At 50.4% G+C, this 26,586-nt stretch carries 20 protein-coding genes, 3 tRNA genes and 1 riboswitch; of the genes, 17 read left to right on the top strand and 6 right to left on the bottom strand.

The window, feature by feature from the left end:
• Window positions 1-186 precede the first annotated feature (186 nt).
• The 8 genes from ybgF to PsAD13_RS04930 all read left to right on the top strand — a co-directional run bounded on the left by ybgF (window position 187) and on the right by PsAD13_RS04930 (window position 11,614).
• On the top strand, window positions 187-1,074 hold the full coding sequence (gene ybgF / locus PsAD13_RS04965) for a tol-pal system protein YbgF (RefSeq protein ID WP_057461977.1): 888 nt from the start codon (window positions 187-189) through the stop codon (window positions 1,072-1,074).
• The gene (gene tilS / locus PsAD13_RS04960; RefSeq protein WP_063291534.1) at window positions 1,058-2,383 is read left to right on the top strand and encodes a tRNA lysidine(34) synthetase TilS; all 1,326 of its coding nucleotides are present in this window, start codon (window positions 1,058-1,060) and stop codon (window positions 2,381-2,383) included. The genes ybgF and tilS overlap by 17 nt, the downstream gene beginning before the upstream one ends.
• Window positions 2,384-2,653: 270 nt before the next feature.
• Window positions 2,654-4,576 (top strand): ATP-dependent zinc metalloprotease FtsH, encoded by a 1,923-nt coding sequence (gene ftsH, locus PsAD13_RS04955; protein ID WP_057461975.1) that lies wholly within the window; start codon window positions 2,654-2,656, stop codon window positions 4,574-4,576.
• A 253-nt stretch (window positions 4,577-4,829) separates the two neighbouring features.
• Entirely contained in the window at window positions 4,830-6,179 is a 1,350-nt protein-coding gene (gene glmM, locus PsAD13_RS04950; protein WP_063302743.1) for a phosphoglucosamine mutase, read from the top strand.
• A gap of 268 nt (window positions 6,180-6,447) precedes the next feature.
• Window positions 6,448-7,242, top strand: a complete 795-nt coding sequence (locus PsAD13_RS04945) for an outer membrane protein (protein ID WP_063317460.1) — start codon at window positions 6,448-6,450, stop codon at window positions 7,240-7,242.
• A 281-nt stretch (window positions 7,243-7,523) separates the two neighbouring features.
• The gene (locus PsAD13_RS04940; protein ID WP_063317459.1) at window positions 7,524-8,696 is read left to right on the top strand and encodes a phosphoserine transaminase; all 1,173 of its coding nucleotides are present in this window, start codon (window positions 7,524-7,526) and stop codon (window positions 8,694-8,696) included.
• A gap of 129 nt (window positions 8,697-8,825) precedes the next feature.
• A complete protein-coding gene (gene serA, locus PsAD13_RS04935; RefSeq protein ID WP_063290211.1) occupies window positions 8,826-10,424 on the top strand; it encodes a phosphoglycerate dehydrogenase in 1,599 nt (532 codons plus the stop codon).
• A 143-nt stretch (window positions 10,425-10,567) separates the two neighbouring features.
• On the top strand, window positions 10,568-11,614 hold the full coding sequence (locus PsAD13_RS04930; protein WP_063291539.1) for a M20/M25/M40 family metallo-hydrolase: 1,047 nt from the start codon (window positions 10,568-10,570) through the stop codon (window positions 11,612-11,614).
• 68 nt (window positions 11,615-11,682) lie between these two features.
• Here PsAD13_RS04930 and PsAD13_RS04925 read toward each other — a convergent pair whose 3' ends face one another.
• Window positions 11,683-12,603, bottom strand: a complete 921-nt coding sequence (locus tag PsAD13_RS04925; protein WP_063291540.1) for a DMT family transporter — start codon at window positions 12,601-12,603, stop codon at window positions 11,683-11,685.
• A 367-nt stretch (window positions 12,604-12,970) separates the two neighbouring features.
• Between PsAD13_RS04925 and PsAD13_RS04920 the strand changes: the two genes are divergently transcribed.
• From PsAD13_RS04920 to PsAD13_RS04905, 4 genes are all read left to right on the top strand, one after another.
• Window positions 12,971-14,263: an adenylosuccinate synthase gene (locus tag PsAD13_RS04920; protein WP_057461970.1), complete on the top strand. Its 1,293-nt coding sequence runs from the start codon at window positions 12,971-12,973 to the stop codon at window positions 14,261-14,263.
• Window positions 14,264-14,300: 37 nt separating this feature from the next.
• The gene (locus tag PsAD13_RS04915) at window positions 14,301-16,067 is read left to right on the top strand and encodes a hypothetical protein (protein ID WP_063317458.1); all 1,767 of its coding nucleotides are present in this window, start codon (window positions 14,301-14,303) and stop codon (window positions 16,065-16,067) included.
• Between the two features lie 129 nt (window positions 16,068-16,196).
• Window positions 16,197-16,304, top strand: a riboswitch (TPP riboswitch).
• A 126-nt stretch (window positions 16,305-16,430) separates the two neighbouring features.
• Window positions 16,431-17,189: an ABC transporter permease gene (locus tag PsAD13_RS04910; RefSeq protein ID WP_208986441.1), complete on the top strand. Its 759-nt coding sequence runs from the start codon at window positions 16,431-16,433 to the stop codon at window positions 17,187-17,189.
• Window positions 17,190-17,215: 26 nt separating this feature from the next.
• Window positions 17,216-18,154: an ABC transporter substrate-binding protein gene (locus tag PsAD13_RS04905; protein WP_063317457.1), complete on the top strand. Its 939-nt coding sequence runs from the start codon at window positions 17,216-17,218 to the stop codon at window positions 18,152-18,154.
• Between the two features lie 72 nt (window positions 18,155-18,226).
• Here PsAD13_RS04905 and PsAD13_RS04900 read toward each other — a convergent pair whose 3' ends face one another.
• The 3 genes from PsAD13_RS04900 to PsAD13_RS04890 form a co-directional block, all read right to left on the bottom strand.
• Window positions 18,227-20,290 carry a CHASE2 domain-containing protein gene (locus PsAD13_RS04900; RefSeq protein ID WP_063317456.1) on the bottom strand — a complete coding sequence of 688 codons (2,064 nt, stop codon included), beginning with the start codon at window positions 20,288-20,290 and terminating at the stop codon, window positions 18,227-18,229.
• Between the two features lie 261 nt (window positions 20,291-20,551).
• Window positions 20,552-21,445: an RNA polymerase sigma factor RpoH gene (gene rpoH, locus PsAD13_RS04895; protein WP_063312745.1), complete on the bottom strand. Its 894-nt coding sequence runs from the start codon at window positions 21,443-21,445 to the stop codon at window positions 20,552-20,554.
• A 150-nt stretch (window positions 21,446-21,595) separates the two neighbouring features.
• Window positions 21,596-22,645: an RluA family pseudouridine synthase gene (locus tag PsAD13_RS04890; RefSeq protein WP_063317455.1), complete on the bottom strand. Its 1,050-nt coding sequence runs from the start codon at window positions 22,643-22,645 to the stop codon at window positions 21,596-21,598.
• Between PsAD13_RS04890 and PsAD13_RS04885 the strand changes: the two genes are divergently transcribed.
• The 4 genes from PsAD13_RS04885 to PsAD13_RS04870 all read left to right on the top strand — a co-directional run bounded on the left by PsAD13_RS04885 (window position 22,644) and on the right by PsAD13_RS04870 (window position 23,458).
• Window positions 22,644-23,000, top strand: a complete 357-nt coding sequence (locus tag PsAD13_RS04885) for a hypothetical protein (RefSeq protein WP_063317454.1) — start codon at window positions 22,644-22,646, stop codon at window positions 22,998-23,000. The genes PsAD13_RS04890 and PsAD13_RS04885 overlap by 2 nt on opposite strands.
• Window positions 23,001-23,090: 90 nt before the next feature.
• Window positions 23,091-23,165 (top strand) — tRNA-Glu (locus tag PsAD13_RS04880).
• Window positions 23,166-23,237: 72 nt separating this feature from the next.
• Window positions 23,238-23,312, top strand: a tRNA-Glu gene (locus tag PsAD13_RS04875).
• Window positions 23,313-23,383: 71 nt separating this feature from the next.
• Window positions 23,384-23,458, top strand: a tRNA-Glu gene (locus PsAD13_RS04870).
• Window positions 23,459-23,651: 193 nt separating this feature from the next.
• Here PsAD13_RS04870 and PsAD13_RS04865 read toward each other — a convergent pair.
• Window positions 23,652-23,921 carry a hypothetical protein gene (locus PsAD13_RS04865; RefSeq protein WP_208986440.1) on the bottom strand — a complete coding sequence of 90 codons (270 nt, stop codon included), beginning with the start codon at window positions 23,919-23,921 and terminating at the stop codon, window positions 23,652-23,654.
• A gap of 292 nt (window positions 23,922-24,213) precedes the next feature.
• Here PsAD13_RS04865 and PsAD13_RS04860 point away from each other — a divergent pair, with 292 nt between their 5' ends.
• The gene (locus PsAD13_RS04860; RefSeq protein WP_063301085.1) at window positions 24,214-25,026 is read left to right on the top strand and encodes a DeoR/GlpR family DNA-binding transcription regulator; all 813 of its coding nucleotides are present in this window, start codon (window positions 24,214-24,216) and stop codon (window positions 25,024-25,026) included.
• Window positions 25,027-25,192: 166 nt separating this feature from the next.
• Here the strand turns inward: PsAD13_RS04860 and PsAD13_RS04855 are convergent, their stop codons facing one another.
• On the bottom strand, window positions 25,193-26,512 hold the full coding sequence (locus tag PsAD13_RS04855; protein ID WP_063317452.1) for a hypothetical protein: 1,320 nt from the start codon (window positions 26,510-26,512) through the stop codon (window positions 25,193-25,195).
• Window positions 26,513-26,586: the final 74 nt, after the last annotated feature.

The raw sequence follows: 26,586 nt of genomic DNA, 5'->3' as shown, positions 1-26,586 counted from the left end.
TTCTCTAAATTGGGGGAGCCTTTTTTGTTGAAACTCCTGCAAACTTGTAGGAGAACGGAAATTGGTCGGGGAGAAGCCGCAAATAGGAGAGAAACACTGAATGTGTGCCCTATTTTCGTCTTTTCCTCTTGCCAAGAGATGAGAAATTCCGACCCGGCCCCTGTAGGGTGTCTCAGGAGATAATTGATGGCTCTTTACCGACGTATTGCAACTAGCTTTGTTGTTCTTGCGCTTGTAACCTCTACAAGTTTACCAGCATCTGCGCAGCTTTTTGGTTCATCTAAAAATGATGAAACCGCACAGAACACTGCTCGCCTTGGTCAACTTGAAGAGCAGGTTCGCTTGCTGACAGGCAAGGTTGAAGAGCTCAATCACAAACTACGCCTGACTGAAGATGCGCTGCGGCGCTCTCAGGAGGACGTTGAGTACCGCCTGCAGCAGTTGGAAAATCCGGGTCAGACACCTCGCGTTGTCCAGCCTCCTGTTGTTCAGCAGCCGAGCACGACGGCTCCGACAAATAGGTCTCAGCAACTTTCTACGCTGAATACGCCTGCACAGGGAACGAATAGCGGTCCGTTGGATCTTTCTCAGATTGCACGCGGCAACAACGCTGCGCCTACCGGTTCCACACCTGCACCAAGTTCTGGTTCTCTTCAGTTCTCTGGCAGCGTGAATGAACTGCTGAGCGGTGATCCGCAGTCGGACTACAATGCTGTTTATGGTCTGATGGTAGGCGGTAACTACCCTGCCGCGACCGAGGGTTTTGATACTTTTCTTGGCATGTATCCTGATCATGAGCTGACTGCGAATGCGCAGCATTGGCTTGGCGAAAGCCTGCTGGCTCAGCGTCAGTATGAGAACGCTGCACAAGCTTTTCTAAAAAGCTATACTGATTTTCCTGAGAGTGAACTGGCTCCTGAAAGCTTGCTGAAATTGGGGACTGCCCTTACAGGTATGGGGAATGCGCCCGCTGCTTGTGAGACTTATAAGCAGCTTCTCGCCAATTTCCAGTTTGCAGCCCCTGCTGTGCTGGAGCAGGCCAAGGTTCAACAAAAACGTGACAACTGCCTCTAATCAAGTTGCTCTCTTTTCTTCCGACGAGCTGAATGAGCTTTTCGGAGAGTATAAGTCTTTCCGCCGGATCGCCGTTGGTGTGTCCGGCGGTGCTGATTCTATGGCTCTGCTTTACCTGTTGAAGCAGTGGACGCAGGAACTGGGGTTTTCTGCTCCTGAACTTTATGCTTTCACAGTCGATCATGGTTTGCGTGCTGAGGCTGCCAGCGAAGCTGCAGGCGTTGCGCAGTATTGCCGGCGCATTGACGTGCCACATGAGACCTTACATTGGATTGGTGAGAAACCGTCTTCAAACATCCAATCGGAAGCCCGAGATGCGCGCCATGCTCTTTTGCGACAGGCTGCTGAAGACCACGGATGTGAGGGGCTCTTTCTAGGTCATCATCTGGAAGATCAGGCAGAAACGTTTTTGACACGTCTGGCGCGGGGCAGTGGGGTTTATGGTCTTGCGTGTATTCGTAAGGACCGCGAGTTGGATGGATTTCAGATTTGCCGTCCATTACTCGAAATCAGCAAGGTTCGGCTCAAGTCGCTTTTGCATTCTGCCCAGGTGCCATGGTTTGAAGATCCCTCTAATGAAGATGAGCAGTTTACGCGTGTAAAATTTCGACAAGCGCAGCAAGAGCTCGACGAACTTGGGTTGACTGCGGCGAAGCTTTCCGACACGGCGCGACGCATGGCCCGTGCTGCTGATGCGATTGATGTTTGGGTGGATGAAGTAGCTGAGAAATCCTGTACGTTTCATAGTGCCGGACCCGTCCGTTTTGACAGTTCGTGTCTGGAGTACATTCCCGATGAGATTGGCTTGAGGCTGGTTGGACGGCTCGTCCGCTACATTTCTGGCGCGCCTTATATGCCGCGCCTTGCCAAGCTTGAGGGGCTTTATGAAACTCTGAAAACAGAAGATGGGAGCAGGGCGGCCACTCTAGGCGGGGTCAGGTTTGCGCTGGCGAAACCGCATGACGAATCTACCTGGTTTTGCTTTCGAGAGGCCGGCAGGGCTGGCTTGCCGGAGATTGAAGTTAAGCCGGGAGATGAAGGAATATGGGATGATCGCTGGCGTTATAAAGCGGCGCATTCTGCAGAAAGCTTCAAAATCACTTATGTTCAAAAAGAGCTTTGTGGAGATTTTGAGCTAGAAATTCCTGCTAACTGGCTGAAAACAGCATTTCTGACAGCTCCGCTTATTGTTTTTGCGGGTGGGGTATCCTACATGCCTTGGAAGAAGATTGGTCGAACAACAGCTGATGCTGATGTAAGATCGAGGACCTACGGGATTTCGATGGTTCCAGTGAGCAGAACATTTTGAGTAAATCTTAGTTTTGCTGGCGTTCTGTTAAATCTATGCATTTATGCTTTAGAGGAATGCAACTTGAACGTCTGGGCTGGTAAAGTCGGAATTAACGGAGCATCAATCCTGAATTTTCAGGGGTAACCGGCAAAATTCCGTTGGCCTTAAGAAAACTGAGAAAGAATCTGTGTCATTCTCAGGAAAACGTAGAAAGCCCATTAGGGCTCGCTATGATCTTGACAGAGACACGTGCGAGGATCGCCGCCACCTTGCGGTAAAGGGATCGAAATGAACACCAATTTCCGGAATTTTGCCCTCTGGGTGATTATCGGTCTGTTGCTGATAGCGCTGTTCCAGCTCTTTCAGAACCCGACCTCACGAAGTAACACTAATGAAATTGCTTATTCTCAGTTTATCAATCAAGCTGAGCAGGGCGATATCCGTGAGGTCACGATTCAACAACAACAGATTACCGGCAAATACAGCAATGGCGGTACTTTCCAGACCTATGCGCCTAGTGATGCCAAATATGTTGATGTGCTGCAAACCAAAGGCGTTTTGATTAACGCGAAGCCACCTTCCGAGAGTTTCTCTCTCTTTGGAGCCTTGATTTCATGGTTACCGATGCTGTTGATCCTCGGTATCTGGATCTTTGTGATGCGTCAGATGCAAGGTGGTGGTGGCAAAGCTATGGGCTTTGGCAAATCCAAAGCGAAACTGCTGACTGAAGCTTCTGGCCGTGTGACGTTTGAAGACGTTGCGGGCATTGACGAAGCGAAGGAAGACCTTCAGGAGATTGTTGAGTTCCTGCGTGACCCGCAGAAATTCCAGCGTCTTGGTGGTCGTATCCCACGCGGTTGTTTGCTTGTTGGTCCTCCAGGAACTGGTAAGACCTTGACAGCCCGTGCAGTGGCTGGTGAAGCAAACGTGCCGTTCTTCACCATTTCCGGTTCTGACTTCGTTGAAATGTTTGTTGGTGTTGGTGCTTCTCGTGTTCGTGACATGTTCGAACAGGCGAAGAAAAACTCCCCATGCATTATCTTCATCGATGAGATCGATGCTGTTGGCCGTCACCGTGGTGCAGGCCTTGGCGGTGGTAACGACGAACGCGAACAGACCCTCAACCAGCTCCTTGTTGAGATGGATGGTTTTGAAGCGAATGAAGGTGTGATCATCATCGCAGCGACCAACCGTCCTGACGTGCTTGATCCTGCGCTTCTGCGTCCGGGTCGTTTTGACCGTCAGATTGTTGTGCCAAATCCAGATGTCACTGGCCGTGAAAAGATCCTCAAAGTTCACATGCGTAAAGTGCCTTTGGCTCCAGACGTAAACGTGCATACACTTGCTCGTGGAACACCTGGTTTTTCTGGTGCTGACTTGATGAACCTTGTGAACGAGGCTGCGCTTCTAGCCGCGCGCCGCTCCAAGCGTCTGGTCACCATGGCTGAGTTTGAAGATGCTAAAGACAAGGTGATGATGGGTGCGGAACGTCGTACGCTTGTCATGACCGAAGAAGAGAAAAAGCTGACTGCTTATCATGAAGCTGGTCATGCGCTGGTTGCGATGCATATGCCTGCGTCTGATCCGGTACACAAAGCAACTATTATTCCTCGTGGTCGTGCGCTGGGTATGGTGATGCGGTTGCCTGAGAAAGATCAGGTTTCTCTGACCCGTGCGAAGTGTAAAGCTGACCTTGCTGTTGCTATGGGTGGCCGTGTGGCTGAAGAAATGATCTTCGGTTATGAGAAGGTTACTTCTGGCGCTTCCGGCGATATCCAGATGGCAACCAAGCTTGCGAAGGCTATGGCGACGCAGTTTGGCATGTCCGATAAGCTTGGCCCATTGCTTTACGGAGAAAACCAGGAAGAGGTCTTCCTTGGTCACTCTGTTGCGAAGAGTCAGAATGTTTCTGATGAAACCCAGAAAATGGTTGATGCGGAAATAAAAAGCTTCGTTAATCAGGGCTACGAGACCGCGAATAAGGTTCTGAAAGAGCATGAAGATCAGCTGCATCTGATTGCTCAAGGCTTGTTGGAGTATGAAACTCTCTCCGGTGACGAAATTCGCAAGATGCTTGATGGTGAGCAGCCTGTGCGTGATACCGGTGATGATAGTCCATCTACTCCGCGCTCTACTGGCGTGCCTACTGCCGGCGGAAAAAAGCATGGCGGTGAAGCTTCTGATGGGCTTAACCCACAGCCGCAGAGCTAACAGCCAGTCTTCTTGATGGCGCTTTAAAGTATTAAATGCCCGGCTGTTCAGTCGGGCATTTGCTATTGAGGCTCAATTGTTTGGCTTTGTATTGATGAGAATTCACCTTTGCTGCTGCGGCAAATTGCGGGTGAAACGTAATATTTGGACACATCATTTGACAGGACCAGGCAAGGGCAAGCGTGTATCACCATTTCAATTAGATTTATCGTGAGCGATACGCTCCGCATTTGAGAGTTCAGGGAAACATTAAATGTCGCGAAAATACTTTGGCACCGATGGAATGCGCGGTACTGCAAACAAGTGGCCAATGACCGCGGAAGTTGCGCTGAAGGTTGGAATGGCTGCTGGTGTGGTGTTCCGCCGTGGCAAATACAGGCACCGCGTGGTTATCGGCAAAGATACGCGCCTGTCTGGTTACATGTTTGAAAACGCGCTCGTTGCTGGTTTTACTGCGATGGGCATGGATGTTTTTGTGCTTGGCCCGATGCCAACCCCAGCGGTTGCAATGTTGACGCGTTCGTTGCGTGCTGACATTGGTGTCATGATTTCTGCGAGCCATAATCCATTCGAAGACAACGGCATCAAGTTCTTTGGTCCAGATGGATTCAAGCTGTCTGATGAAGTTGAGCTTCAAATTGAACGTCTCATCGATAGTGACATGAGCCAAAGCTTGCCGGCACCAGACACTCTGGGTCGAGCAACGCGTATCGACAGCATGAAGGACCGCTACATTGAGTTTGCAAAGCGCACCTTGCCGCGTGATCTGAATTTGAATGGCATGCGCATCGTGATCGATTGTGCAAACGGTGCTGCCTATAAGGTTGCTCCAGAGATCCTTTGGGAGTTGGGTGCAGAAGTGTTCCCGTTGGGTGTTGATCCGGATGGCTTCAATATCAATAAGGATTGCGGTTCCACTGCACCAGATGCACTTGCAAAGAAGGTTCATGAAGTTCGGGCGGACATCGGGATAGCGCTGGACGGTGATGCAGACCGTGTGATCATCGTGGATGAAAACAGCAAGGTGGTTGATGGAGATCAGCTGATGGCCGTGATTGCTGAATCCTGGAAAGCAGATGGCCGTCTCTCGGCGCCAGGCATCGTTGCGACCGTGATGTCGAATCTAGGTTTGGAGCGTTTCCTGAAAGGGCTTGGTCTTTCTCTTGAACGTACCAAAGTTGGTGACCGCTATGTTGTTGAGCGGATGCGTGAAGGTGGTTTCAATGTTGGCGGAGAGCAGTCCGGCCATATTGTGATGTCTGACTTTGGTACGACTGGTGATGGCCTCGTCGCTGCATTACAGATTCTTGCTTGCGTGAAGAAGACGAAGAAGCCGGTCTCAGAGGTTTGTAACCGATTCGTGCCAGTGCCTCAGGTCCTTAAGAATGTGCGCTATGCGAGTGGTAAACCTCTCGAAGATAAGGCTGTTAAGGCGGTTATTAAGGCTGGAGAAGAGAAGCTTGGTAAACAGGGTCGCCTTGTTATTCGCGCTTCTGGTACCGAGCCGCTCATTCGTGTGATGGGTGAGGCTGATGATGCAAATCTTCTGAACAAGGTGGTTGATAGCATTGTTGACGCAGTTAAAAAGGCTGCAGCTAGCTAGTTGAAACTATTTAATTTATCGAGTTTTGAGAGCGGGTATCTTCGGATGTCCGCTTTCTTTGATTTGAAATCTGAGGGGTGCATAAGTAAATGTAAATTAACTTTCTAGCATTTGCTTGGTTTGTGTCTGTTAGTTGTTTGTTAATAATAAATATTAGGGTTAAGAATACTGGTTAATTTATAGGTAATTCTTTCTCTGTAGAAAGTGCTTAGGTTTTAATCAAGGGCAATCATCTCGCGTGACAGGTGCCGTTTGAGGGGACATAAGCATGAAGTATTTTAGTAAGGTGCTGACATTGAGCGCAGCTGCGCTGGTTTCGTCTGGTGTTGCTTATGCAGCCGACCTCCCAGCACCTGTATTCGTAGAAGAGCCAGAGCTCCCACAAGTGGAAATCGGTGGAGGGTGGTATCTACGTGGTGATATCGGCTACAAAGTCTATCAGAATCCAAAAGCGAAATTCTCTCATATCAAATTCAATGATGAAGAATTTGAGCCAACGGGAATTGTTGGTGTTGGTGTTGGTTATCGTGTGAACGATTTCATTCGCACAGATGTGACACTGGACTATGAATGGGATGCTGACTTTACGGCAAAAGCTGAGTGTATCGGGGCTTGCGGTGGCGTTTCAGGTAGCTCTGATGAGTTTGCCACGCTAGATGTGTGGACCGTTCTTTGGAATGCTTATGCAGATCTGGGCAATTACAATGGGTTCACTCCATATGTGGGCGCAGGTATCGGTGCGTCTTACGTGAATGCCAAGAACGTCCATGCGATCAATGCAGATGGTACCAGAGTCAAGTATCCTAAAGGGCATTGGTGGAATTTCTCATGGGCTCTTATGGCGGGTACGTCTTATGAGATCGGTGATAATTGGAAAATTGATGCGGGTTACCGTTATCTGAACATTGGTGCGGTGAAGACAAAGTCTTTTGCAAGTAATGGGACCGTCTCCGGCATCAAGTATGACAAGCTTGCAGCGCATGAAGTGCGTGTTGGGTTGCGTTATGAATTTGGTGGGTCTTCCGATGGTGGATATGACCAGCCGATCGTCACGAAGTACTAGGTCACATATTGGAGCATCTCCAGTTTAACTTCTGATCAAAACGTTCCAGAGCCTGTCCTGCGACAGGCTCTTTTTTTGAGCAAACCAGAGGATATGCGGAATTGAAAGATTGGTTATCCACTGGGTGGATATGTAAAATATATCTAATCGTACGCAGCGTTTAATTGATTGAATGTTGCTCTGCAAAAAAACATTTGTTGACGAGATAAGACGTTTCGCATAGACCCGTCAGTGGGACACCCCTCCCCAACGAGGGGCACCTATCTGAAAGGGTAGTCATTATGACGAATACGACAATGCCGGCCACAAAGCCGGTAAACCCGAACTTTTCTTCGGGTCCATGTGCCAAACGTCCGGGCTGGACACCTGCAATCCTTGCAGATGCGCCTCTTGGCAGATCTCACCGTGCAAAGATTGGTAAGGCGAAGCTGAAAGAAGCTATCGAGTTGACGCGTGAAGTCCTCGAAGTGCCTGCTGATTATAAAATCGGAATTGTTCCTGCTTCTGATACTGGTGCTGTTGAAATGGCACTGTGGTCGCTGCTTGGTGCGCGCCCAGTTGATATGGTTGCCTGGGAAAGCTTCGGCTCCGGTTGGGTTAGCGATGTCATGAAGCAGCTCAAGCTTGCGGATGCACGCAAGATTGAAGCCGGCTATGGCGAGTTGCCAGACCTCAACTCTATAAATTTCGACCACGATGTGGTCTTCACCTGGAACGGTACCACCTCAGGTGTGCGTGTGCCGAATGGTGATTTTATTCCGGCAGACCGTAAAGGCCTGACCATCTGCGATGCGACTTCTGCAGCTTTTGCGCAGGAACTGGAATTCGATAAGCTGGATGTTGTAACTTACTCTTGGCAGAAAGTGTTGGGTGGTGAAGCTGCTCACGGCATTCTGATCCTGTCGCCTCGTGCTGTTGAGCGCCTTGAGAGCTATATGCCTGCATGGCCGATGCCGAAGATCTTCCGCCTTACTAAAGGTGGCAAGCTGATCGATGGTGTGTTTGAGGGCGCTACCATCAACACGCCGAGTATGCTTTGCGTTGAAGATTATCTGGATGCTTTGGGTTGGGCCAAAGAACTGGGTGGTCTGAAAGCACTGATTGCGCGTGCTGATGCCAATACTGCTGCAATCACCTCTTGGGCTGAGAAAACTGATTGGGTTGACTTCCTGGCAGCAGACCCGGCAACCCGTTCCAATACTTCTGTTTGTCTGAAGATTGTTGATCCGGAAATCACGAAGCTTGATGACAAAGCGCAAGCTGCATTTGCCAAAGCGATCGTGAACCTGCTCGACAAAGAAGAAGTGGCATTCGATATTGGAGCATACCGCGATGCGCCGTCTGGTCTTCGGATCTGGTGTGGTGCGACGGTTGAAACTGCCAATGTAGAAGCGCTTATTCCCTGGTTGGATTATGCTTTTGCTGCTGAAAAAGCGAAGCTGGTTTCTGCTTAAAATTCCTTATTTTTGAACGAAAAAGTTCCGGTCGCCCTGTGTGACCGGTTAACCTGACGCAAGAAGTGTATCTGGCTCCCGCAACACATGAATGGGAGGGTACCTTCGTTGACTTGAAAGGTTAGCCCGATGGCTCCTAAAGTTCTTATTTCCGATAAACTCTCTGATAAAGCAGTTCAGATTTTCAAAGAACGCGGTTGCGATGTCGACTTCCTGCCAGATGTTGGCAAGGATAAAGAAAAACTCGCTGAAATCATTGGTAAATATGATGGTTTGGCGATCCGTTCCGCGACCAAGGCAACAGAGAAAATCATCAAAGCGGCGACTAACCTGAAGGTTATTGGTCGCGCTGGTATTGGTGTCGATAACGTTGATATTCCGGCAGCGACTGCCAAGGGTATCGTTGTGATGAACACCCCGTTCGGTAACGCGATTACGACTGCTGAACATGCGATTGCGATGATGTTTGCGGTTACCCGTCAGATCCCGGCTGCGGATGTTTCCACGCAGGCTGGCAAGTGGGAAAAATCCCGCTTTATGGGTAACGAAGTTACTTCCAAGACACTGGGTCTCGTTGGTTGTGGGAACATTGGTTCTATTGTTGCGGACCGAGCTATCGGCTTGAAAATGAAGGTGATTGCGTTCGATCCGTTCCTGTCTCATGAACGTGCTATCGACCTTGGCGTTGAAAAGGTTGAGCTGGAAGACCTCTTCAAGCGCGCTGACTTTATTACATTGCATACACCACTGACTGACCGTACCCGTAACATTATTGATGCGGATGCAATCGAGACCATGAAAGACGGTGTCTACCTCATCAACTGTGCCCGTGGTGGTCTCGTTGATGAAGATGCTCTGCGTGCTGCGCTGGACAGTGGCAAGGTTGCGGGTGCTGCGGTTGACGTGTTTACTGTAGAACCAGCTAAAGAGAACGTTCTGTTTGGTGCTCCAAACCTCGTATGTACGCCTCACCTTGGTGCCTCCACTTCTGAAGCTCAGGAAAACGTTGCTCTGCAGGTTGCTGAGCAGATGTCTGACTATCTGGTCAATGGTGCTGTTTCCAACGCTCTGAATATGCCGTCTATTACTGCAGAAGAAGCACCACGGCTTGCTCCATTTGTAAAACTGGCGGAGCAGCTTGGTTCCTTTGCTGGTCAGGCGACAGAGACAGGCATCAAAGCGGTTCGTATTGAATACGAAGGTGATGTTGCAGAAATGAACGTCAAGGCTTTGACCGCTGCTGCACTTACAGGTGTTCTGCGTCCTCTGCTGCAGACTGTGAATATGGTTTCTGCTCCTGAAGTTGCTAAAGAGCGCGGCATTGTGATTGAAGATGTTCGCCGCGAACAGCATGGTGCTTATGAAAATTATATTCGCCTGACAGTTATCACCGAGCGTCAGGAACGTTCTGTTGCTGGTACGGTGTTTGGTGATCAGAAGCCGCGTATCATTCAGATCAAAGGCATCAACATGGAAGCAGAGCTTGGCGAGAACATGCTCTATGTGACCAACCAGGATAAGCCAGGCTTTATTGGTCAGCTGGGCTCCATTCTTGGTGATGCGAAGATCAATATCGCGACATTTAACCTTGGCCGTAAGGTTGAAGGTGAAGAAGCGATTTGTCTTGTTGAGATTGATGGTGAAATTGCTGAGACGACCGTGGATGAAATCGCTGCGATTGCGCAGGTGAACCAGGCGAAACTTCTGCATTTCCCTCAACAGGGCTAAGCTATTTTGGGGAATAGATTAAGAAAAGGCGGTCTTCGGGCCGCCTTTTCTTTTTCCGGTGGTCATATGACTAGTGGAAATTGCTTATCTTTGAACTTGGCTCCATGATGCAGGCTGGTTCCATTTTGAAGTAGAAAGCTATTATGAATATTGATCTGCTGCGCCGTCTCTGTGAAACCCCCGGCGTTCCTGGGCATGAGCATCGAGTACGCGAGATTATTCTGAAAGAGATTGAAGGCCTGTTTGATGATGTTCAAACGGATGCCATGGGGTCTCTTATCTGCCGCCGTGATGCACGCAAAGCGCCTGAAAATGGTGAGAAGCCAAAAAAGGTTATGCTGCTCTGCCATATGGACGAGATTGGCTTCCTTGTTTCGCATATTACCGAGAAAGGCTTTGTCTATGTACAGCCGGTTGGCGGTTTTGATGCACGCAATCTCTTCTCCCGTCGAGTGCTGGTCTCCACAGATGAGGGTGATCTGAAGGCGGTGATGAATCCAGCCGGGCGACCGGTTCACATTGCTCCGCCTGAAGAGCGCAAAAAGATCCCTCAAGTTACTGAGTTCATCATCGATCTTGGTTTAGGTAAGAAGACCGGGGAAGTGGTCAAGGTTGGTGACATGGTCACTCTTGATGAGCCGCTGATCGAGATGGGTGAAAAGGTTGTCTCCAAAGCGATGGATAACCGGGTTGCATGCTGGCTTGGCATTGAAGCTATGCGTGCGCTTGGCGATGCGGATCATTCCTGCGAAATCTATGTCGCTTTTACCTGTCAAGAAGAGGTTGGGCTGCGCGGTGCGAAGACTGCGGCCTATGCCATTAAACCGGATATTGGTCTTGGCGTTGATATTACGCTTTCCTGTGATACGCCAGGGGTGCCGGAGCAAGATCAAACGACTGAGCAAGGTAAAGGTTTTGGGCTTCACGTGAAGGACGGTTGGTTCATTGCTGACCTGGAACTTGTGAAAGAAATCGAAAATCTGGCTATTGAAGAAGAAATTCCATACCAGCGCACCATGTTAAACGGTGGTGGGCAGGATGGGGCAGCAGCTCAGCAAGCCGCTGCTGGTGCTAAAGCAGTCGGTATCATGGTTGGCACTCGTTATGTGCACACAGTGACCGAGATGATTGATAAGAGTGATCTGCTTGCTGCACGCGATATTTTGGCTGCTTATCTGAAGCGCTGCTGATACCGCTGACTGTTGCTTAATAAGAAGCCTCCAGATCCTAACTGTGGTAGGGTCTGGAGGCATTTTTATTATGCGATTGCTTGTTTCTTGCCTATCCATTTGCTGGTTAAGCGACCATCGATCAGTAGCAGTGCAATGAAGATTGCTGCCATGCCAATCCAGTGGTTGGCTTCGAGGCGTTCATTCAGGAAAATTGCGCCCAGAATGATTGCGCTGACTGGTATTACAAGCGTGACAGAAGCTGCGTTGGTTGCTCCTGCGAGTTTGAAAAGCTGGAAGTACAGGATGTAAGCAAAAGCAGTGCAAGCGAGAGCGAGAACGAGAACGCTTGCCCATGTTGAAGCGGATGCCTCCATCAGTTGCTGAGTTGGCGCTGTATAAATAAGCGCAGGTATCAGCAAGATTGTTGAAGCGGAGAGCTGGCCGGTTGCCAGAGCTGCTGGTGGTAGCTTTTTGAGGCGCATGATGATGAACGCGGCGAATGCATACGAGAGAGCGGCCCCTAAAACTGCGAGCTGAGGCCAAACCTGATTGCTGGCACCGCTTAGAGCATCACTGCCAACCATGATGGCAACTCCGATAACCCCGATCACTGCCGCGATGAGCTTGGTTGCTGTCAGCTTCTCCTCATTGCTGAGGACCTGCATGACAATCATCGTGAAGATGGGTGTGAAGGCGTTGAGCACGGATGCTAATCCGGAGGCAATGTATTGCTGCCCCCAAAAGATGAGGGAGAAGGGGACTACGTTATTTAAGAAGCCCAGCAGGAGGAAGCTGCCAATCCATTTTGTAGAGAGCGGTATGGACTGCTTTGAGATGAGTAAGAAGCCCCACATGGCGAGTGCTGCGATTGCTACTCTTAAGAAAACAAGTGTGATGGGATTAAATTCTGCAACCGCGACTTTGGCAAAGAAAAATGCGCCACCCCACAGGGTGCCCAGCAATAGAAGAATAGACCAGCCCAGCCAGTCAAGTTTTTGTGCGTTCATAAAGCGTATTCAACTTAGTGAAATTTCTTGCAGGAATTGCAAAAAATGAGAAATTGGAACTTACGCTAGTAATATCACTTGCTGTTGTGCCTGTACCACCCGATTTGCGAGTAAAACAATCAACAGAGGTTCACTCTGATCGCAAAAATTACAGTCTTGGCCTAATTTTGAAGGAAAAGGGCTCGTATTTAAGAGATTGACAGATTATAAGGCGCTGTAACTGCGCCCCGGCTCTTACGCCGGGGTTTCTTATGTTGTCTCTCACGATTTGCATTCTGAGCTGGCAAGCCACTTTATACAGAAATAGCAAATCGTATGACGGCGTATTTTAGGAATACGCTGGCAGCCGCAGGAGGGCTGAAGAATCATGGCCAACGTTGTCGTAGTTGGGTCACAATGGGGTGACGAAGGTAAGGGTAAACTTGTCGATTGGCTCTCTGAGCAAGCCGACATCGTTGTACGCTTCCAAGGCGGACACAATGCAGGTCATACGCTTGTAATTGACGGAACGAGCTACAAGCTGGCACTGCTGCCATCTGGTGTTGTTCGTGGGAAACTTTCTGTCATTGGCAATGGCGTTGTGATTGACCCTCATGCACTGGTTGCTGAGATTGCACGTCTTGAAGAGCAGGGCGTTAAGATCTCCCCGGAAATCCTGCGTGTTGCTGACAATGCTACTCTTATTTTGAGCCTGCACCGCGAGCTTGATGCTTTGCGTGAAGATGCAAGCCCGGCAGGCACCAAAATCGGTACCACCAAACGCGGTATCGGCCCTGCTTATGAAGATAAAGTCGGTCGTCGTGCAATTCGCGTGATGGACCTGGCAAACATGAGCACGCTGCCAGCCAAGATTGATCGTCTGCTGACCCACCACAACGCTATTCTGCGCGGTCTGGGTCGCGATGAGATCTCTGCTGAGACCATCTACAAAGAGCTGGAAGACGTAGCTGATAAGATCCTGCCGTACATGGATAAAGCCTGGTACATGCTGGACAAAGCGCGTCGTGAAGGTAAGCGTTTGTTGTTTGAAGGTGCGCAGGGCGCGCTGCTGGACAACGACCACGGCACTTATCCGTTTGTAACCTCCTCCAATACAGTTGCAGGTCAGGCTGCTGCTGGTAGTGGTTTGGGTCCAAACTCCATCGATTACGTTCTGGGTATCACCAAAGCTTACACCACTCGTGTAGGTGAAGGTCCGTTCCCAACCGAACAGCAGAATGAAGTTGGTGAGTTCCTTGGTACCCGCGGGCACGAGTTTGGAACGAACACTGGTCGTCGTCGTCGGTGTGGCTGGTTTGATGCAGTGATTGTCCGTCAAACCGTTTGCACCAGCGGAATCAATGGGATTGCATTGACAAAGCTTGACGTTTTGGACGGACTGGATGAAATTAAGATTTGTGTTGGTTATGAGCTAGATGGTGAGCGAATCGATTACCTTCCGGCATCTCAAGGTGCTCAGGCGCGGGTTGTTCCTATTTATGAGACCCTGCCTGGTTGGAAGGAAACGACCAAAGGCGCACGGACTTGGGCAGAATTGCCAGCACAAGCTGTGAAATACGTTCGGCATGTTGAAGAGCTGATTGGTGCTCCGGTTGCTCTGTTATCAACAAGCCCTGAACGTGATGACACAATCCTGGTTCAGAATCCATTCCAGGATTAAGTCTTGAAATGAAGCTCTGGGGGCAATGGGCAGTTAAATGGCGGACTACAATTCCGTTCTAAAAAAAGCGGTAGCTGGTTTACAAGAGAACACAGGTTCTGCACGGCGGGCAGTTTATCAACGCGCGCGGAATGCAATTGTAAAGCAACTTAAAAGTTACGACCCACCTCTGTCTCCCTCCCAGATCACTGAGGAGCAGCTGAAGCTTGAAGAGGCCATTCGTAAGGTCGAAGCGGAAGCTGCTCGTGAGTCTCTCGGGTTGGGGCGGTCTAAAACCACCCCAGCTCCAAGTGCTCCAAAACCTGCAGCTCCAGAAATCTCTGCTGCATCTTCACCTGCTGGCGATCCGCCTAAGGCAGGTACAAAGGCCGATACTCCAGCGCGCGATGAGCCGAAAGCACCTGCTGCTAAAGCAGATGTGTTTAAAGAGGCGGTTCGTGCTGCGCAGGATCTTGGCAACGCCGCACATCAAGCCAATCAGATGGCGCGTGATCAGCTGCCTGAAGCTTCCAGCGAGCGTAAAGAGCCTGATCTTGGCTCCATGGATGACAAAGAGACAGGTGAACCTGCCGCGTCTCTGCCAACCAAAGGTGCTGTCGAGACGAGCGCAGAAGAGCGCTCTTGGGTGCCGGGTGAGGCACGCCGAACCAAGCTGGAAACAAAAGGTAAGTCGCGTCCTGAGATCGATGAGCCTGCCAAGGTTAAGCCAAAGACAAGCCGTAAACCTGCTTCCTCCCGCAAGCCAGCCGTTGCGCAGCGCGTTGGTGATGCGATTGAGCAGGAAGAAGGGCTGAAGCCTTCCAACACATCGGGTATTGTCGGTATAATTGTGGTCATACTGATAATCTTGGGCGTTACCGCAGGTGTCTATAGTCTGCGCGATGTTATTCTCTCCTTAGTTCTTCCAGTTGAAACCGGTGAGACTGTTGCGCCAGAGAGCGCACCTTCGAATGAAGATGAGCCGCTTCGGGTTCAGCCGGAACGTACGCCGAAGAAGAACACTGACCGCCTGTTGCCATCTGATGAAGGGGCAAAGGTCTCTCCGGATGCGACACGGGTGCAGACGACCCGGATTACCCGGAATTCATCCAGCGCTGCGCCAACCGAGACAACAGCTGAGCCTCCAGTCGTGCGTGTGGTTGAAACTCCAGCAGCACCGGCAGAAGACACATCTTCTGAGCAGGTTTTGCCGGTGACGGAACCTGCACAGCAAAGTACTGCAGTTGAGACCAATTCTGTTCCGCCAGCTGAAACCATTGGAACTGAAGCTGCGGTTTCTCCTGTTGCACAACAGAGCATACTTTACGAAGAGGCATTGACGCCGGGTGCTGCAGGTTCTGCATCACGCGGGAACGTTGTTTGGTCATTGGATGAAGCTAATGGCGATTCTGTCATCAAGGCTGTTGCGACGCTGCCATCTCGTAACTTCTCTGTTGAGATGACGTTGAAGCCGAATAGTGATCAGTCTTTGCCAGCCAGCCATCTGCTTGAGCTGAACTTCATCTTCCCAGAAGGATTTGATGGCAAAGGTGTTGAGAAGGTGCCTGGCCTGATCCTGAAGAAGACAGAGTCCGAAGCAGGTGATCCGCTTGATGGTGCTGCCGTGAAGGTTTCTGACACTCTCTTCTGGATTGCGCTGTCTGACAGTGATGAAGAAAAAGCAAAGAACCTGAAGCGTCTTTCTGAGCGTGAGTGGATTGATGTTCCACTGCTGTATAACAGCGGTCGCCGTGCAATGTTGACCTTTGAAAAAGGTACAACCGGCAACAAAGTTATCGCAGAGGCAATCAAGAGCTGGAAGTAATCTAGTTTCAGATATTTAGATTAGATTTCAAAGGCCTTGGCTCTCTCAGAGCTGAGGCCTTTTTCATTATGCTGTCGTCCGTCAGAGCAAAATCTGCTTGCATCCTTCAGCAGAAACGCGCATGTTCCTTGCTATTCCGAGGGGTGCTTTTCTTTCGAAAAGCTGAGATTGCGATGAGCTAAACCCTTTGAACCTGATCCGGGTAATGCCGGCGAAGGGACGGGACCTGAGCCATTCTTCCCGGATCTCCATGTTTGCATTTTGCTGTAACGGGAGATCCTGTGCTGAAAACATCCCAGAGAGCTAATGTAGCTCCGTTCTTCCGCCTGTTTGTGATGCCCAATACCATTGTTGGGAGTCTGCATGCTGAAGCGAGCTTTGAAACGAATTCTCCGAAGTCTTTTCGGGATTTTGCTTTTTATCGCCATTTGGGAAAGTGTGGTTCAGATTGGAGAGTTTCCTCCGTTTCTCTTGCCAGGTCCGGCGGCGGTTTTTTCCGCTTTTCTCAATCAAGGTGTTTTCCTGCTGCATCATGCAGGCATTACCGCTTGGGAGACTGTTCTCGGCTTTCTCTTTGGCGTGAGTGCTGGAGCTTCGCTGGCTGTTTTGCTGGCAGTGTCTCCCCGGATACGCCTGTTTCTGCTGCCTCCAATTGCAGCGACCCAATCTCTTCCTGTGTTTGCAATAGCCCCACTTTTAGTGCTGTGGTTCGGCTTTGGGCTCGCCTCCAAGGTTGTCATGGCCGTGATCGTGATCTTCTTTTCTGTAACCTCGACCTTCTTCGATGGTTTGCGCAGGACTGATCAGTCGCTGCTTGATCTTGGTAAGCTGCACGGCCTGAACCGCTGGCAAACACTTCGCTACATACGCATTCCCGCAGCTTTGCCTTCTCTGGCATCTGGTATGCGCATTGCTGCGGTCTTCGCGCCTATTGGGGCGGTGGTTGGAGAGTGGGTTGGTGCTAAAGGGGGGCTGGCATTCATCATGTTGCAATCCAATGCCCGCATGCAAACAGCGACTATGTTTGCGGCGTTGATTTTGCTTGCGGTGATGGTGTTGAGCCTGAGGGCAGTTGTTGAGTTCGCCACTTCTCGGATGATCTATTGGCAGAAAGAGATCTAGGTCTCAGAGTATGAGGACGTAACCTTATGAAAAAACTAGGTATTCTGTTTGGTGCGGCAATGCTTGCGAGTACGCTTCAAGTGCAAGCAGCGGGCAAGCTGACTGTGTTGCTGGATTGGTTTGCGAATCCAGACCATGCACCAATCGTGGTTGCCAAGGCACGGGGTTTCTTTGAAAAAGAGGGCCTTGATGTTGAGCTGATTGAGCCTGCTGATCCTTCCATGCCACCAAAGCTTGTTGCAGCAGGGCAGGGTGATATTGCAGTTTCCTATCAGCAGACGTTGCACCCGCAGATTGATGAGGGCATGCCGCTGATGCGGATCGGGACGTTGGTCTCTACGCCTTTGAACACACTGATTGTGTTGGAAGATGGACCAATCAAGGAGATTGCAGACCTGAAAGGCAAGCGTATTGGTTATTCCACATCCGGGTTTGAGAACGCCATGCTTGGGAAGATGCTTTCCAATGCAGGTCTGAGTTCTGACGATGTGGAGCTGATCAACGTAAACTTCTCGCTCTCACCATCTCTGATGGCTGGGCAGGTTGATGCGGTGATTGGTGGTTACCGTAACTTCGAGCTGAACCAGATGGAGATTGAAGGTGCGAAAGGCCGCGCGTTTTATCCTGAAGAGAACGGCGTGCCAGTCTATGATGAACTGATTTATGTGGCTCACAAAGATAAGCTGGATGATCCGCGTTTGAAGAAGTTCATTAATGCGATTGAGGCGGCTACTGTTTATCTGCTTAATAATCCGCAGGACTCCTGGAAGAGCTTCCTTGAGATCTATCCAAATCTGGATGATGAGCTGAACAAGCGTGCCTGGGCGGATACTCTGCCGCGTTTTGCCAGCCGTCCAGCTGCTTTGGACAATGGTCGCTATGAACGGTTTGCAAACTTTCTGATTGAGCAGGGGCTCATTAAAACAGCGCCTCCAGTTGAAACCTACGCGGTTGAACTGCGCTAACCGGTATAGGTCTAAACTAAAATTTGAGCCTCCGAGTTTCGGGGGCTCTTTTTATTTGTAGGCCAAATGCCGTTATTGCGCTGCATCCTTGACCGCTTCGTGTTGAGCCAGATCGCTGAGGATGTATTTCTCAAAAGCAGCATAGATGGTGTTGTACTCACCCTCAGAGAGTGATTTACATTCATCTACCAGCGTCAGGGCTTTCTTCTTGTCATTCTCCTCAAAGAGCGCAAAGACCATGTTGCAGTGGATGTTTTTGAGCTTGAGGAAGTTTTCTGAGAAGGCAAGTGATGGATCACCTAGCAACGCAAAGGAACGCATCTGGTAACGGCTGGTTTTGACTGGGATTGTCTCCAATGCTGCCAGTTCAGGCATCTGGCCGCGTGTCGTTTCACACATAAGAACGCTGTGACCGGCTTCTTTGCAATGACGGGCTAAATCTTCTGCTAAATCAACGCATTTACCGAGTGGGGCGTACCTGAAATGACGCCGTGTACCTGTTTCGCCAAGCGTTGCCAGGCCGGTTGAGATGCCGATATCGATTGTGACCGCGTGGTCCTTCATATTTTTCTGGTTGAAGTTGAACCGGTCCTTGAGATTGAAGCGCTTCATTTGCTTCTGCATTTCAATCGCTGTTCGGCAGGCATGAGCAGCATGGAATGGATCATCGAGTGGTGCGTTCCAGTAAGCATTCAGGCCGGATGTGCTCAGCGTGTTCAATGTACCATCGTGGATATGCACTTCATCGAGATGAGCTGTTTGGAAGCCGTTGGAGAAGCCTGCGAGATCCTGAGGAGACAAACCCTCATAATACCGGTGAAAGTGCCTCAAACGTGTCGAGAGGCTCGTGATTTCACGTTGCTGGCCCTCCAGAGGGAGTTGCTCTGACTTCGCCAGTACCTTTTGCATTTGTTTGGGAGAAAGAATTCCTGCAAATCGTTCAGTTGTTTGGTTTCTGTGACTCTTGAATGTCACACGCCGGATTGTGCAGGAGAAAGCGAATATCAGAAGGACAACGAAAGATGGGAAGAATGGCTCAAGGACGGTGTTTTGCAGAGCGAATTGGTGGAATGCAACTCCGTTGATGACCAAGACAGCGACGCCTGTAAGTGACAGACTTAACCAGAAACCTTGCGTGGCGGAGATGATAGCAATGGCGATACCAAATCCGATTAATGCCAGTATTTCAGCGTATCGCGCCCATGTAGGGATATTGAGGAAGTTGTCAGACTGAAGTGTTTGCAGTGCCTGTGCATGTCGTTCTGAACTTCTGTCCTGAGTGCCTATGACGAACTGACTTCCAGAAGCTGGAGGCCAGAGTTTGGAGGGTACTCTGTTTTTTAAGACATCGCTCGCCGCAAGGATGAAATTGCTGGCATTGCTTGTTTTGAACACCAGCATTTCCGTCTTTTCAGTGACAGGAATTTGAAAATAAGTGCTTTTCAGCTGATAGCCATCTTCTGCTTGCGTGACTTGGAACGGTTGCATGTTTGTCTGATTGGACAGGCTCCATGCCGTTAATGCGAGAGATGGCAACAGCGCTGTGTTGCTTTGGAATTGAAGTGGATAGAGCAGCGCATTTGAACCGTGTGCGTATTGGGTGTCGCTTTGATACCCTGTAGCCTGCGAGAACCTTATGTAGTTGGAAAGAGGAGGTTTTTCAGCTACGGCCTCGCTCAACGGTCTGCTGAGCAGGACTGGGTAATGGGAGATGATGGTTTGTAAGAGCAGGTCGTGATTTGGATAAATTGCCCGCAATGAGGGCTGCAGATCGTCGTAGATTCGGCTTCTTAAGGTGGGGGAGGTCGGATCGGCTTTTCTGAAGTCTGCATCTATAATCAGAAGCTTGGGATTATACTCCCCCAGTTTTTGAAGGATTTGTGCAAGCTCCAGACGCTGATATATCGGCTCCTGCGTTTGCTGGTTTGATTCTGGTGTAAGATGGATCGTGTAAACTGGCGGCGTAGAAGTTGTGTTTGGCCATGCCAATTGCAGCGCGTTTTGGCTGAGATATCCGACGTTATCCAGTACCTGCGGGTATAGGGTGCGGACAAGTATTGCTATTGCAATGAATAGACAGGATACAACCGCTGCAAGTGCACGGTTGGTTTGTGACAGCCAGCTAGAGCCGAACATGTAATTCCCCCCAAAAGGGGAAGTGACCCAACTCACATAAATTCCCCTCATCATTAACCTTAGGAAAGCTCTGAGGGGACGACAAGCTTAGCTGTTTATTTAAAAGGGTGTTCCTACAGTTGATTTGTATTTTAAGTTAATTCAACTCAACTTTTATGCAGCTGGACGTCTTAAAGCACTTTGCTGTCGTGTTGACTGAGCGAGTTGCTTTAAGTTTTAGCCTTACCTGAGAAATCGGTAGCCCCGTGAGGGGAGCACACTTTATGCACCTGCCTCATGACCTGCCATTGCCATGGCGCTTTCCTGAACGGCCTTTTGAACCTTCTCAAAAGCACGCACTTCAATCTGGCGTACACGCTCGCGGCTTACGCCAAACTCGGTCGAGAGTTCTTCCAGAGTGATCGGGCTTTCAGAAAGTCGACGAGCTTCAAAAATGCGGGTCTCGCGGGGGTTCAGTACGCCCATTGCGTTTTTCAGCATATCGCGGCGTACATCGTATTCTTCCTGCTCAGCCAGTACAGCTTCCTGACTCTCGGCATCATCCACGAGCCAATCCTGCCACTCACTGGATTCACCTTCGCTGGAGCGCAGAGGTGCGTTCAGGGAAGAGTCGCCACCCAGACGGCGGTTCATGGAAACAACTTCTTTCTCGGTTACACCGAGAGTTGTCGCAATGTGCTGGACCTGATCCGGACGCAAATCACCATCTTCAAACGCCTGAATTTTGCCTTTGACGCGACGCAGGTTGAAGAACAGGCGCTTCTGGTTTGCTGTGGTACCCATTTTAACGAGCGACCATGTGCGCAGGATGTATTCCTGAATGGAAGCCTTGATCCACCACATGGCGTAGGTTGCCAGGCGGAAGCCTTTGTCCGGCTCAAAGCGTTTTACAGCCTGCATCAGACCGACGTTACCTTCTGAGATAACTTCGCCCAGAGGCAAGCCATAGCCACGGTAGCCCATTGCAATTTTTGCAACGAGGCGCAGGTGAGAATTTACAAGTCTTTCAGCAGCTTTTGGTTCGTCGTGTTCCCGGTAGCGCTTGGCGAGCATGTACTCTTCCTGCGGCTGAAGCATCGGGAATTTTCTAATCTCATCTAAATAGCGGCTTAAACCGCCTTCGCCGCCCGTGAGGGCTGGTAGGTTACGGGCCATAAAGCACCCCTCCTTGCTTGGTGTTCCCGCCTGATCGAGGGATCAGGCTTTTCGGCAAACACACATTGGTGCCTTCAGATGAAGCGCACCTGAAGTGTCTATATGGGAACATTGTGGCCAAAACGCTACCAGATCGGCAATCTTTTTGGCCTAAATTTTTCGTAATGATTGAAGAATACCAGCAAAATCAGCAGGTAACTCCGATTCAAACTTCATGAATTCCTGCGTTCTTGGGTGCGCAAACGCCAAAAGTCCTGCATGCAGGGCCTGTCGTTTGAAATCCGCCAACTGGGTTTTCAGTGGTTCTTGGAATTTATTGTATTTGGTTCTGAACCCGGAACCGTAATCCATATCACCTATTAGCGGATTTCCGATGTGGGACATGTGTACGCGGATCTGGTGGGTTCTGCCTGTTTCCAGACGGCACTCGATCAAGCTTGCAACGGGTGCTGCGTCTTGAGGGCCAAACCGTTCCTGCACCTGCCAGTGAGTGATGGCGTGGCGACCGCCGGTTTTCAGCACCGAGATTTTCTGCCGGTTTGCCGTTGAGCGGGCAAGGTTGGCGTCTACTGTGCCTTTTGGTGCTGTTGGGGCACCCCAGACAAGAGCTTTATAGGCGCGCTCCAGTGGGCCGGTTTTGCCATGGTCGGCAAACTGAGCTGCGAGGCCCTGATGGGCCATGTCGTTTTTAGCAACAACGAGCAGACCTGTTGTGTCTTTATCGATGCGGTGAACGATGCCAGGACGCTTGACGCCGCCAATGCCAGACAAAGATGAACCGCAGTGATGAATCAAGGCGTTGACCAGTGTACCCGTTGGGTTCCCGGCACCTGGATGCACAACAAGGCCTGCAGGTTTGTCGATGACGATCAGGTCGTCATCCTCAAAAATGATATTGAGCGGGATGTCCTCTGGCTGCGGTTCTGCGTCTTCCGGCTCTGGAACAATAAGAGTGATTGTATCTCCGGCACAGACTCTATATTTAGGCTCCAACACCGTGCGCTGGCCAATTTGAACCTGACCAGCCCGGATCAAGGCTTGAAGTCGGTTGCGACTGAAGTCATCTATATGCGCAGCAAGCACAGCATCCAAGCGGCGACCGGTATCTTCCGGCTCCGGGGTGATGACTGTTGGTTGTTGCTCGTCGGCAATTACAGAGTTTGTGAGTGGCTGGGTGCCCTCAGGAGATTTATCGTTCATGCGTGATCCTAATACTGACAGCGATGAGACTGTACAGAACGAACTTGATCCAGCAGCTTTGAGGCTTCAAGGGAAGTTACGTCGCCTCCTGATGGGATCAAGCCTTGTCATGGTGCTTGGCTTATTAGCTGTCTTTGCGGCTATCTTCTATAAGATTAACGCCGGCAATTCCAATGTTAGCGCAGATAGTATTGCTGCAACAATTGCGATTGGCCCTGAAGCACAGGTTATATCTGTTACTCAGATAGACGGAAATCTGGTGATGCTGATCAAAGAAGGTCCGACGCAGGCTCTTGTCTATGTTGATCCTGTCACCGGACGAAAAATCGCACGTACGGATTTTGTTGCGAGATAGGTGGATAAACCCCCTTTTCTTTCAAGGAGGGGGCTTGCCAAGCGGGGGATTAGCCAATATACCCCCGTCCATCGCGAAAGCGAAGCCTAAGCGCCCATCGTCTAGCGGTTAGGACGCCGCCCTTTCACGGCGGAAACAGGGGTTCGATTCCCCTTGGGCGTACCAAAGGCTTCTATTGCGATACCAAGCAGTTATCTGCTTGAAGACAAGACTGTGAAAAGTCTTCTCACTATGTGAGCGCCCATCGTCTAGCGGTTAGGACGCCGCCCTTTCACGGCGGAAACAGGGGTTCGATTCCCCTTGGGCGTACCATAGTTGTCTTCTCAATACCGAGTGGTTATCTGCTCGAAGGCAGAGCTTGAAAGAGTTCTCTCACTTTGTGAGCGCCCATCGTCTAGCGGTTAGGACGCCGCCCTTTCACGGCGGAAACAGGGGTTCGATTCCCCTTGGGCGTACCACTTCTTATCTACCCAATACATCTTTGATAAATCTGCGCGCAGAGTTTTTCTCACGACGTATACGTTGTGTTTGAGCTATATGATCCGCGATTTTGCAAAGAAGAAGATGTGGGCTTGGTTCCCCTAGATGGGGGGATGCGGCACTTCGAGATTGCGAATTGGTGTTTTGCAGCAGGCAGTCCTGGGGCGCGATTTAGAACCAGCGGCCGTTTAGTCCTGCACCCAGGTGGTGGTCTTCTTTATCCCCATCAACATCAGCCCAGAGTTTTTCGTCTGTCTGAGATTCATTGCTAACAGTTTTTGCCAGACTTTCGCTGAGTTGAGCATTCATTTCTTTCAGGGCATCGATGTCATCAAGAACTTCGACGCGAGCCTCAGCAGTCTGGAGTTTGCTTTTCAGTGCAGCCGGTTTTTTGCCAGCAAATCTATTGGCACTGTGTGGCCGTTCCATTACGCGAGTCACAGTTTGTCCCTCTTCGCTTTTTTAGCTGAACTTTGATAAGACAGTGTATTGATCCGCGTGAGCTTTAACGGGCTTCTTTGGGCGGTATCATGACAAAGATGGAAAAAGTTGCAGCTTGTCCCCTTTTTGTGACGTATTAGTACTAAGAGTAGGGGAGCAGAGGCAAGAGGACTTTTGTTTTGAACTCATCTAATAGTCGTCTGGATGCTTCTGTGCTTTTGGCTATAGTACTGTGAAACATCGCAGATTATAGACTGATGGCAATGTACAAAAAAATTATCGGACTTGATTCATGATGCTGGTTTCGCGCCACAACTCTATTCTTGATATTGCCCGAGAGACCGGGAAGGTGGAAGTTGATGAACTTGCCACACGGTTTTCTGTGTCTCCTCAGACAATACGTAAAGACCTGAAAGAGTTGAGTGACCAAGGATTGCTGACCCGTGTGCATGGTGGCGCACTTTTGGCATTTGGCGTTGAAAACCTTGGCTACTCCGCTCGTAAAGATCTGGCAGGCAAAGAAAAAGAGATTATCGGGCAGGCGGCAGCGGACCTGATCCCGGATCGAGCTTCTTTGTTTGTGAACATTGGAACGACCACAGAGGCGGTTGCGCGGGCACTTATCCAGCGCAGTGGCCTGATGATCATTACCAATAACCTTAATGTAGCGAGTACGCTGCGCCCGTTCTCAGAAAATGAAGTCATCATTTCTGGTGGGCTGGTGCGCGCGACTGACGGCGGTATTGTTGGTGAGGCTGCTGCAGACTTTATTCGCCAGTTTAAGGTTGATTATGCTGTGATCGGTGTATCTGCTCTGGATCGTGACGGAGCGCTTCTGGATTATGATTATCGTGAGGTGCGCGTGGCACAGGCGATCATTGAGAACGCACGACACGTTATTCTGGTGGCTGATCAGACAAAGTTCGAGCGTTCGGCACCAGTCCGCATCGGCCATATTGCTCAGGTGGATACGTTTGTGACGGACACTCTGGTTTCTCAGGACTACCGGCAGCTACTGGCTGACAATGAGGTGCGGCTGGTAGAAGTGGCTGGTAAGGCTCAGAATGAGCCGGGCAATGGCTCACGAAGTACAACGGAGGCTTAAGCCTCTGCTTGGAGCTGTGTAGAGCGCGTCGAGTTCATGCGCATTCACACATCAAGCCTCAACTCTATATTTTCCGCGTATTCTTATCCGTAAACCGAGATCGATCTGCAAGAAAACAAAAAAGGCGCCTTTTGGCGCCTTTGTCTTTGGATCAAGTTGTTTGGGTTTAACCGCTTGAGCTTCCGGTTTTTCTAGCGTCTGCGATACGCTCTGCCAGATTTTTATCGGACTGAGGCGCGGGCGCTGCATCATCGGCCTTTGCAGCTGGAGTGCTTTTTGACGCGGCTGTCTTACTTGCCGCAGCTGGCTTACGGGTGCGCGGCTTTGCTGGTGCGCGCTTGGCGCGTGTCGGTTTCGGCTTTGGCGTGTCTGCCCTTGGAGCACCTGCGGCGATCGTGCTGAGATCGTTCAGGACTTCGTCGTACTTTTCAGAGAGTGGTGGGTTCTCCGAGATTGCCTTCGCTGTAATCTGAGCCGCCAGATCTTTCAGTTCATTGCGCAGATCGACGGCTTCTTCGATCTTAGAGGAACTGTTTGCTCTTTCCTCAAGCTGCTTTGTCAGCTGCTCGATGGTTTTCTTTGCTTCGTCCAGATCGTTTTCTAGGCTTTTCATAGGCTCGGGCGTTTTAATGTTCGGATTCCTGGTGCTGCGCTTGGCAGTTTTTTCATTTGCCGCTTTTTCGAGTTGGAGCGCGTGCTTTAGGTTATCGCGCTCTCGTTCCAGCGAACCATAACGGCTCTTCAATTTTGTGAAAGACCGCGAGGCCAGTTCGGCGGCTTCTGCTGGAGATGTTGGCTGATGTTTGGTTTCAGACTCAGCAGTCATTTCCGAAACTTGCTGGGAGATCTGCGTTGCCAGTTCTGCCAGAGGGTTGTCCATGTCCTGTAGGTCCGAGGTATCGATTGGACCTATCGGTTTGGTGGCAACTTCTTCTTCTTTCAGCTCTGCATCCAGCTCACGTGTTTTATCTGCAGCAGCCTGTTTGCTGAGTTGGATGATCTCAGCGGACGTGGCCTGATCTGCAGTTTGTGCGGCAGCTTCATCCTGAACTTCTGCTTCCGGTTCTGTCGTGATGCGATCATCTGCAGAGAACGGGATCGGCTCGGATGGGTTTCTACGGCGGAGGAAGCGTGTTGCTTTCTGAGCCATGTTCTTCCGCTCGCGGGCCGATTTGAGCTGAACAACGCTGAGCTCTTCTTTGAGCTCTGCAAGTTGGGCTTCAGCTGCTGAACGGGCAGATGCGTTCTCAGCGAGTTTTTCCGTCATCCCTTCGAGGCGCACCTCCATCTGACGGATTGCAATGGCATGTTGAGCGCGTAACGCGTCTTTTGCCATTGTGGCACGGGCATAGCTTATGGGGTTGGACGTCTCAATCGCTTTCCGCGTGAGGCGTACAGCACGGCCCCAGATAAAGGGGAGGGCGGCGAGCGCTAGAATGCTCGCGAGGAAGAAACCCAGTGCAATGTATAGTGCAATTTCAATCACAAACTATGCCTGATCTGTTGAACGGTGTGAGGGACTGCTGCAGACTTAAGCGCATTCTCTCACACACTAACTTG

It is taken from the genome of Pseudovibrio sp. Ad13 (assembly GCF_001623225.1).
In the GTDB taxonomy this organism is placed as follows: Bacteria; Pseudomonadota; Alphaproteobacteria; order Rhizobiales; family Stappiaceae; genus Pseudovibrio.
Note: the sequence above shows the minus strand (reverse complement) of the source record. Positions and strands in the feature narration are given on the sequence as shown.

What these genes read in the sequence shown, in the direction of transcription:
- PsAD13_RS04925 (WP_063291540.1), bottom strand. Translation starts at nt 12,603, where the DNA reads ATGAACGCACAAAAACTTGACTGGCTGGGCTGGTCTATTCTTCTATTG.
- PsAD13_RS04890 (WP_063317455.1), bottom strand. Translation starts at nt 22,645, where the DNA reads ATGAACGATAAATCTCCTGAGGGCACCCAGCCACTCACAAACTCTGTA.
- ftsH (WP_057461975.1), top strand. Translation starts at nt 2,654, where the DNA reads ATGAACACCAATTTCCGGAATTTTGCCCTCTGGGTGATTATCGGTCTG.
- PsAD13_RS04885 (WP_063317454.1), top strand. Translation starts at nt 22,644, where the DNA reads ATGCGTGATCCTAATACTGACAGCGATGAGACTGTACAGAACGAACTT.
- PsAD13_RS04915 (WP_063317458.1), top strand. Translation starts at nt 14,301, where the DNA reads ATGGCGGACTACAATTCCGTTCTAAAAAAAGCGGTAGCTGGTTTACAA.
- PsAD13_RS04940 (WP_063317459.1), top strand. Translation starts at nt 7,524, where the DNA reads ATGACGAATACGACAATGCCGGCCACAAAGCCGGTAAACCCGAACTTT.
- PsAD13_RS04905 (WP_063317457.1), top strand. Translation starts at nt 17,216, where the DNA reads ATGAAAAAACTAGGTATTCTGTTTGGTGCGGCAATGCTTGCGAGTACG.
- rpoH (WP_063312745.1), bottom strand. Translation starts at nt 21,445, where the DNA reads ATGGCCCGTAACCTACCAGCCCTCACGGGCGGCGAAGGCGGTTTAAGC.
- glmM (WP_063302743.1), top strand. Translation starts at nt 4,830, where the DNA reads ATGTCGCGAAAATACTTTGGCACCGATGGAATGCGCGGTACTGCAAAC.
- ybgF (WP_057461977.1), top strand. Translation starts at nt 187, where the DNA reads ATGGCTCTTTACCGACGTATTGCAACTAGCTTTGTTGTTCTTGCGCTT.
- PsAD13_RS04900 (WP_063317456.1), bottom strand. Translation starts at nt 20,290, where the DNA reads ATGTTCGGCTCTAGCTGGCTGTCACAAACCAACCGTGCACTTGCAGCG.
- PsAD13_RS04945 (WP_063317460.1), top strand. Translation starts at nt 6,448, where the DNA reads ATGAAGTATTTTAGTAAGGTGCTGACATTGAGCGCAGCTGCGCTGGTT.
- PsAD13_RS04910 (WP_208986441.1), top strand. Translation starts at nt 16,431, where the DNA reads ATGCTGAAGCGAGCTTTGAAACGAATTCTCCGAAGTCTTTTCGGGATT.
- PsAD13_RS04920 (WP_057461970.1), top strand. Translation starts at nt 12,971, where the DNA reads ATGGCCAACGTTGTCGTAGTTGGGTCACAATGGGGTGACGAAGGTAAG.
- PsAD13_RS04860 (WP_063301085.1), top strand. Translation starts at nt 24,214, where the DNA reads ATGATGCTGGTTTCGCGCCACAACTCTATTCTTGATATTGCCCGAGAG.
- serA (WP_063290211.1), top strand. Translation starts at nt 8,826, where the DNA reads ATGGCTCCTAAAGTTCTTATTTCCGATAAACTCTCTGATAAAGCAGTT.
- PsAD13_RS04930 (WP_063291539.1), top strand. Translation starts at nt 10,568, where the DNA reads ATGAATATTGATCTGCTGCGCCGTCTCTGTGAAACCCCCGGCGTTCCT.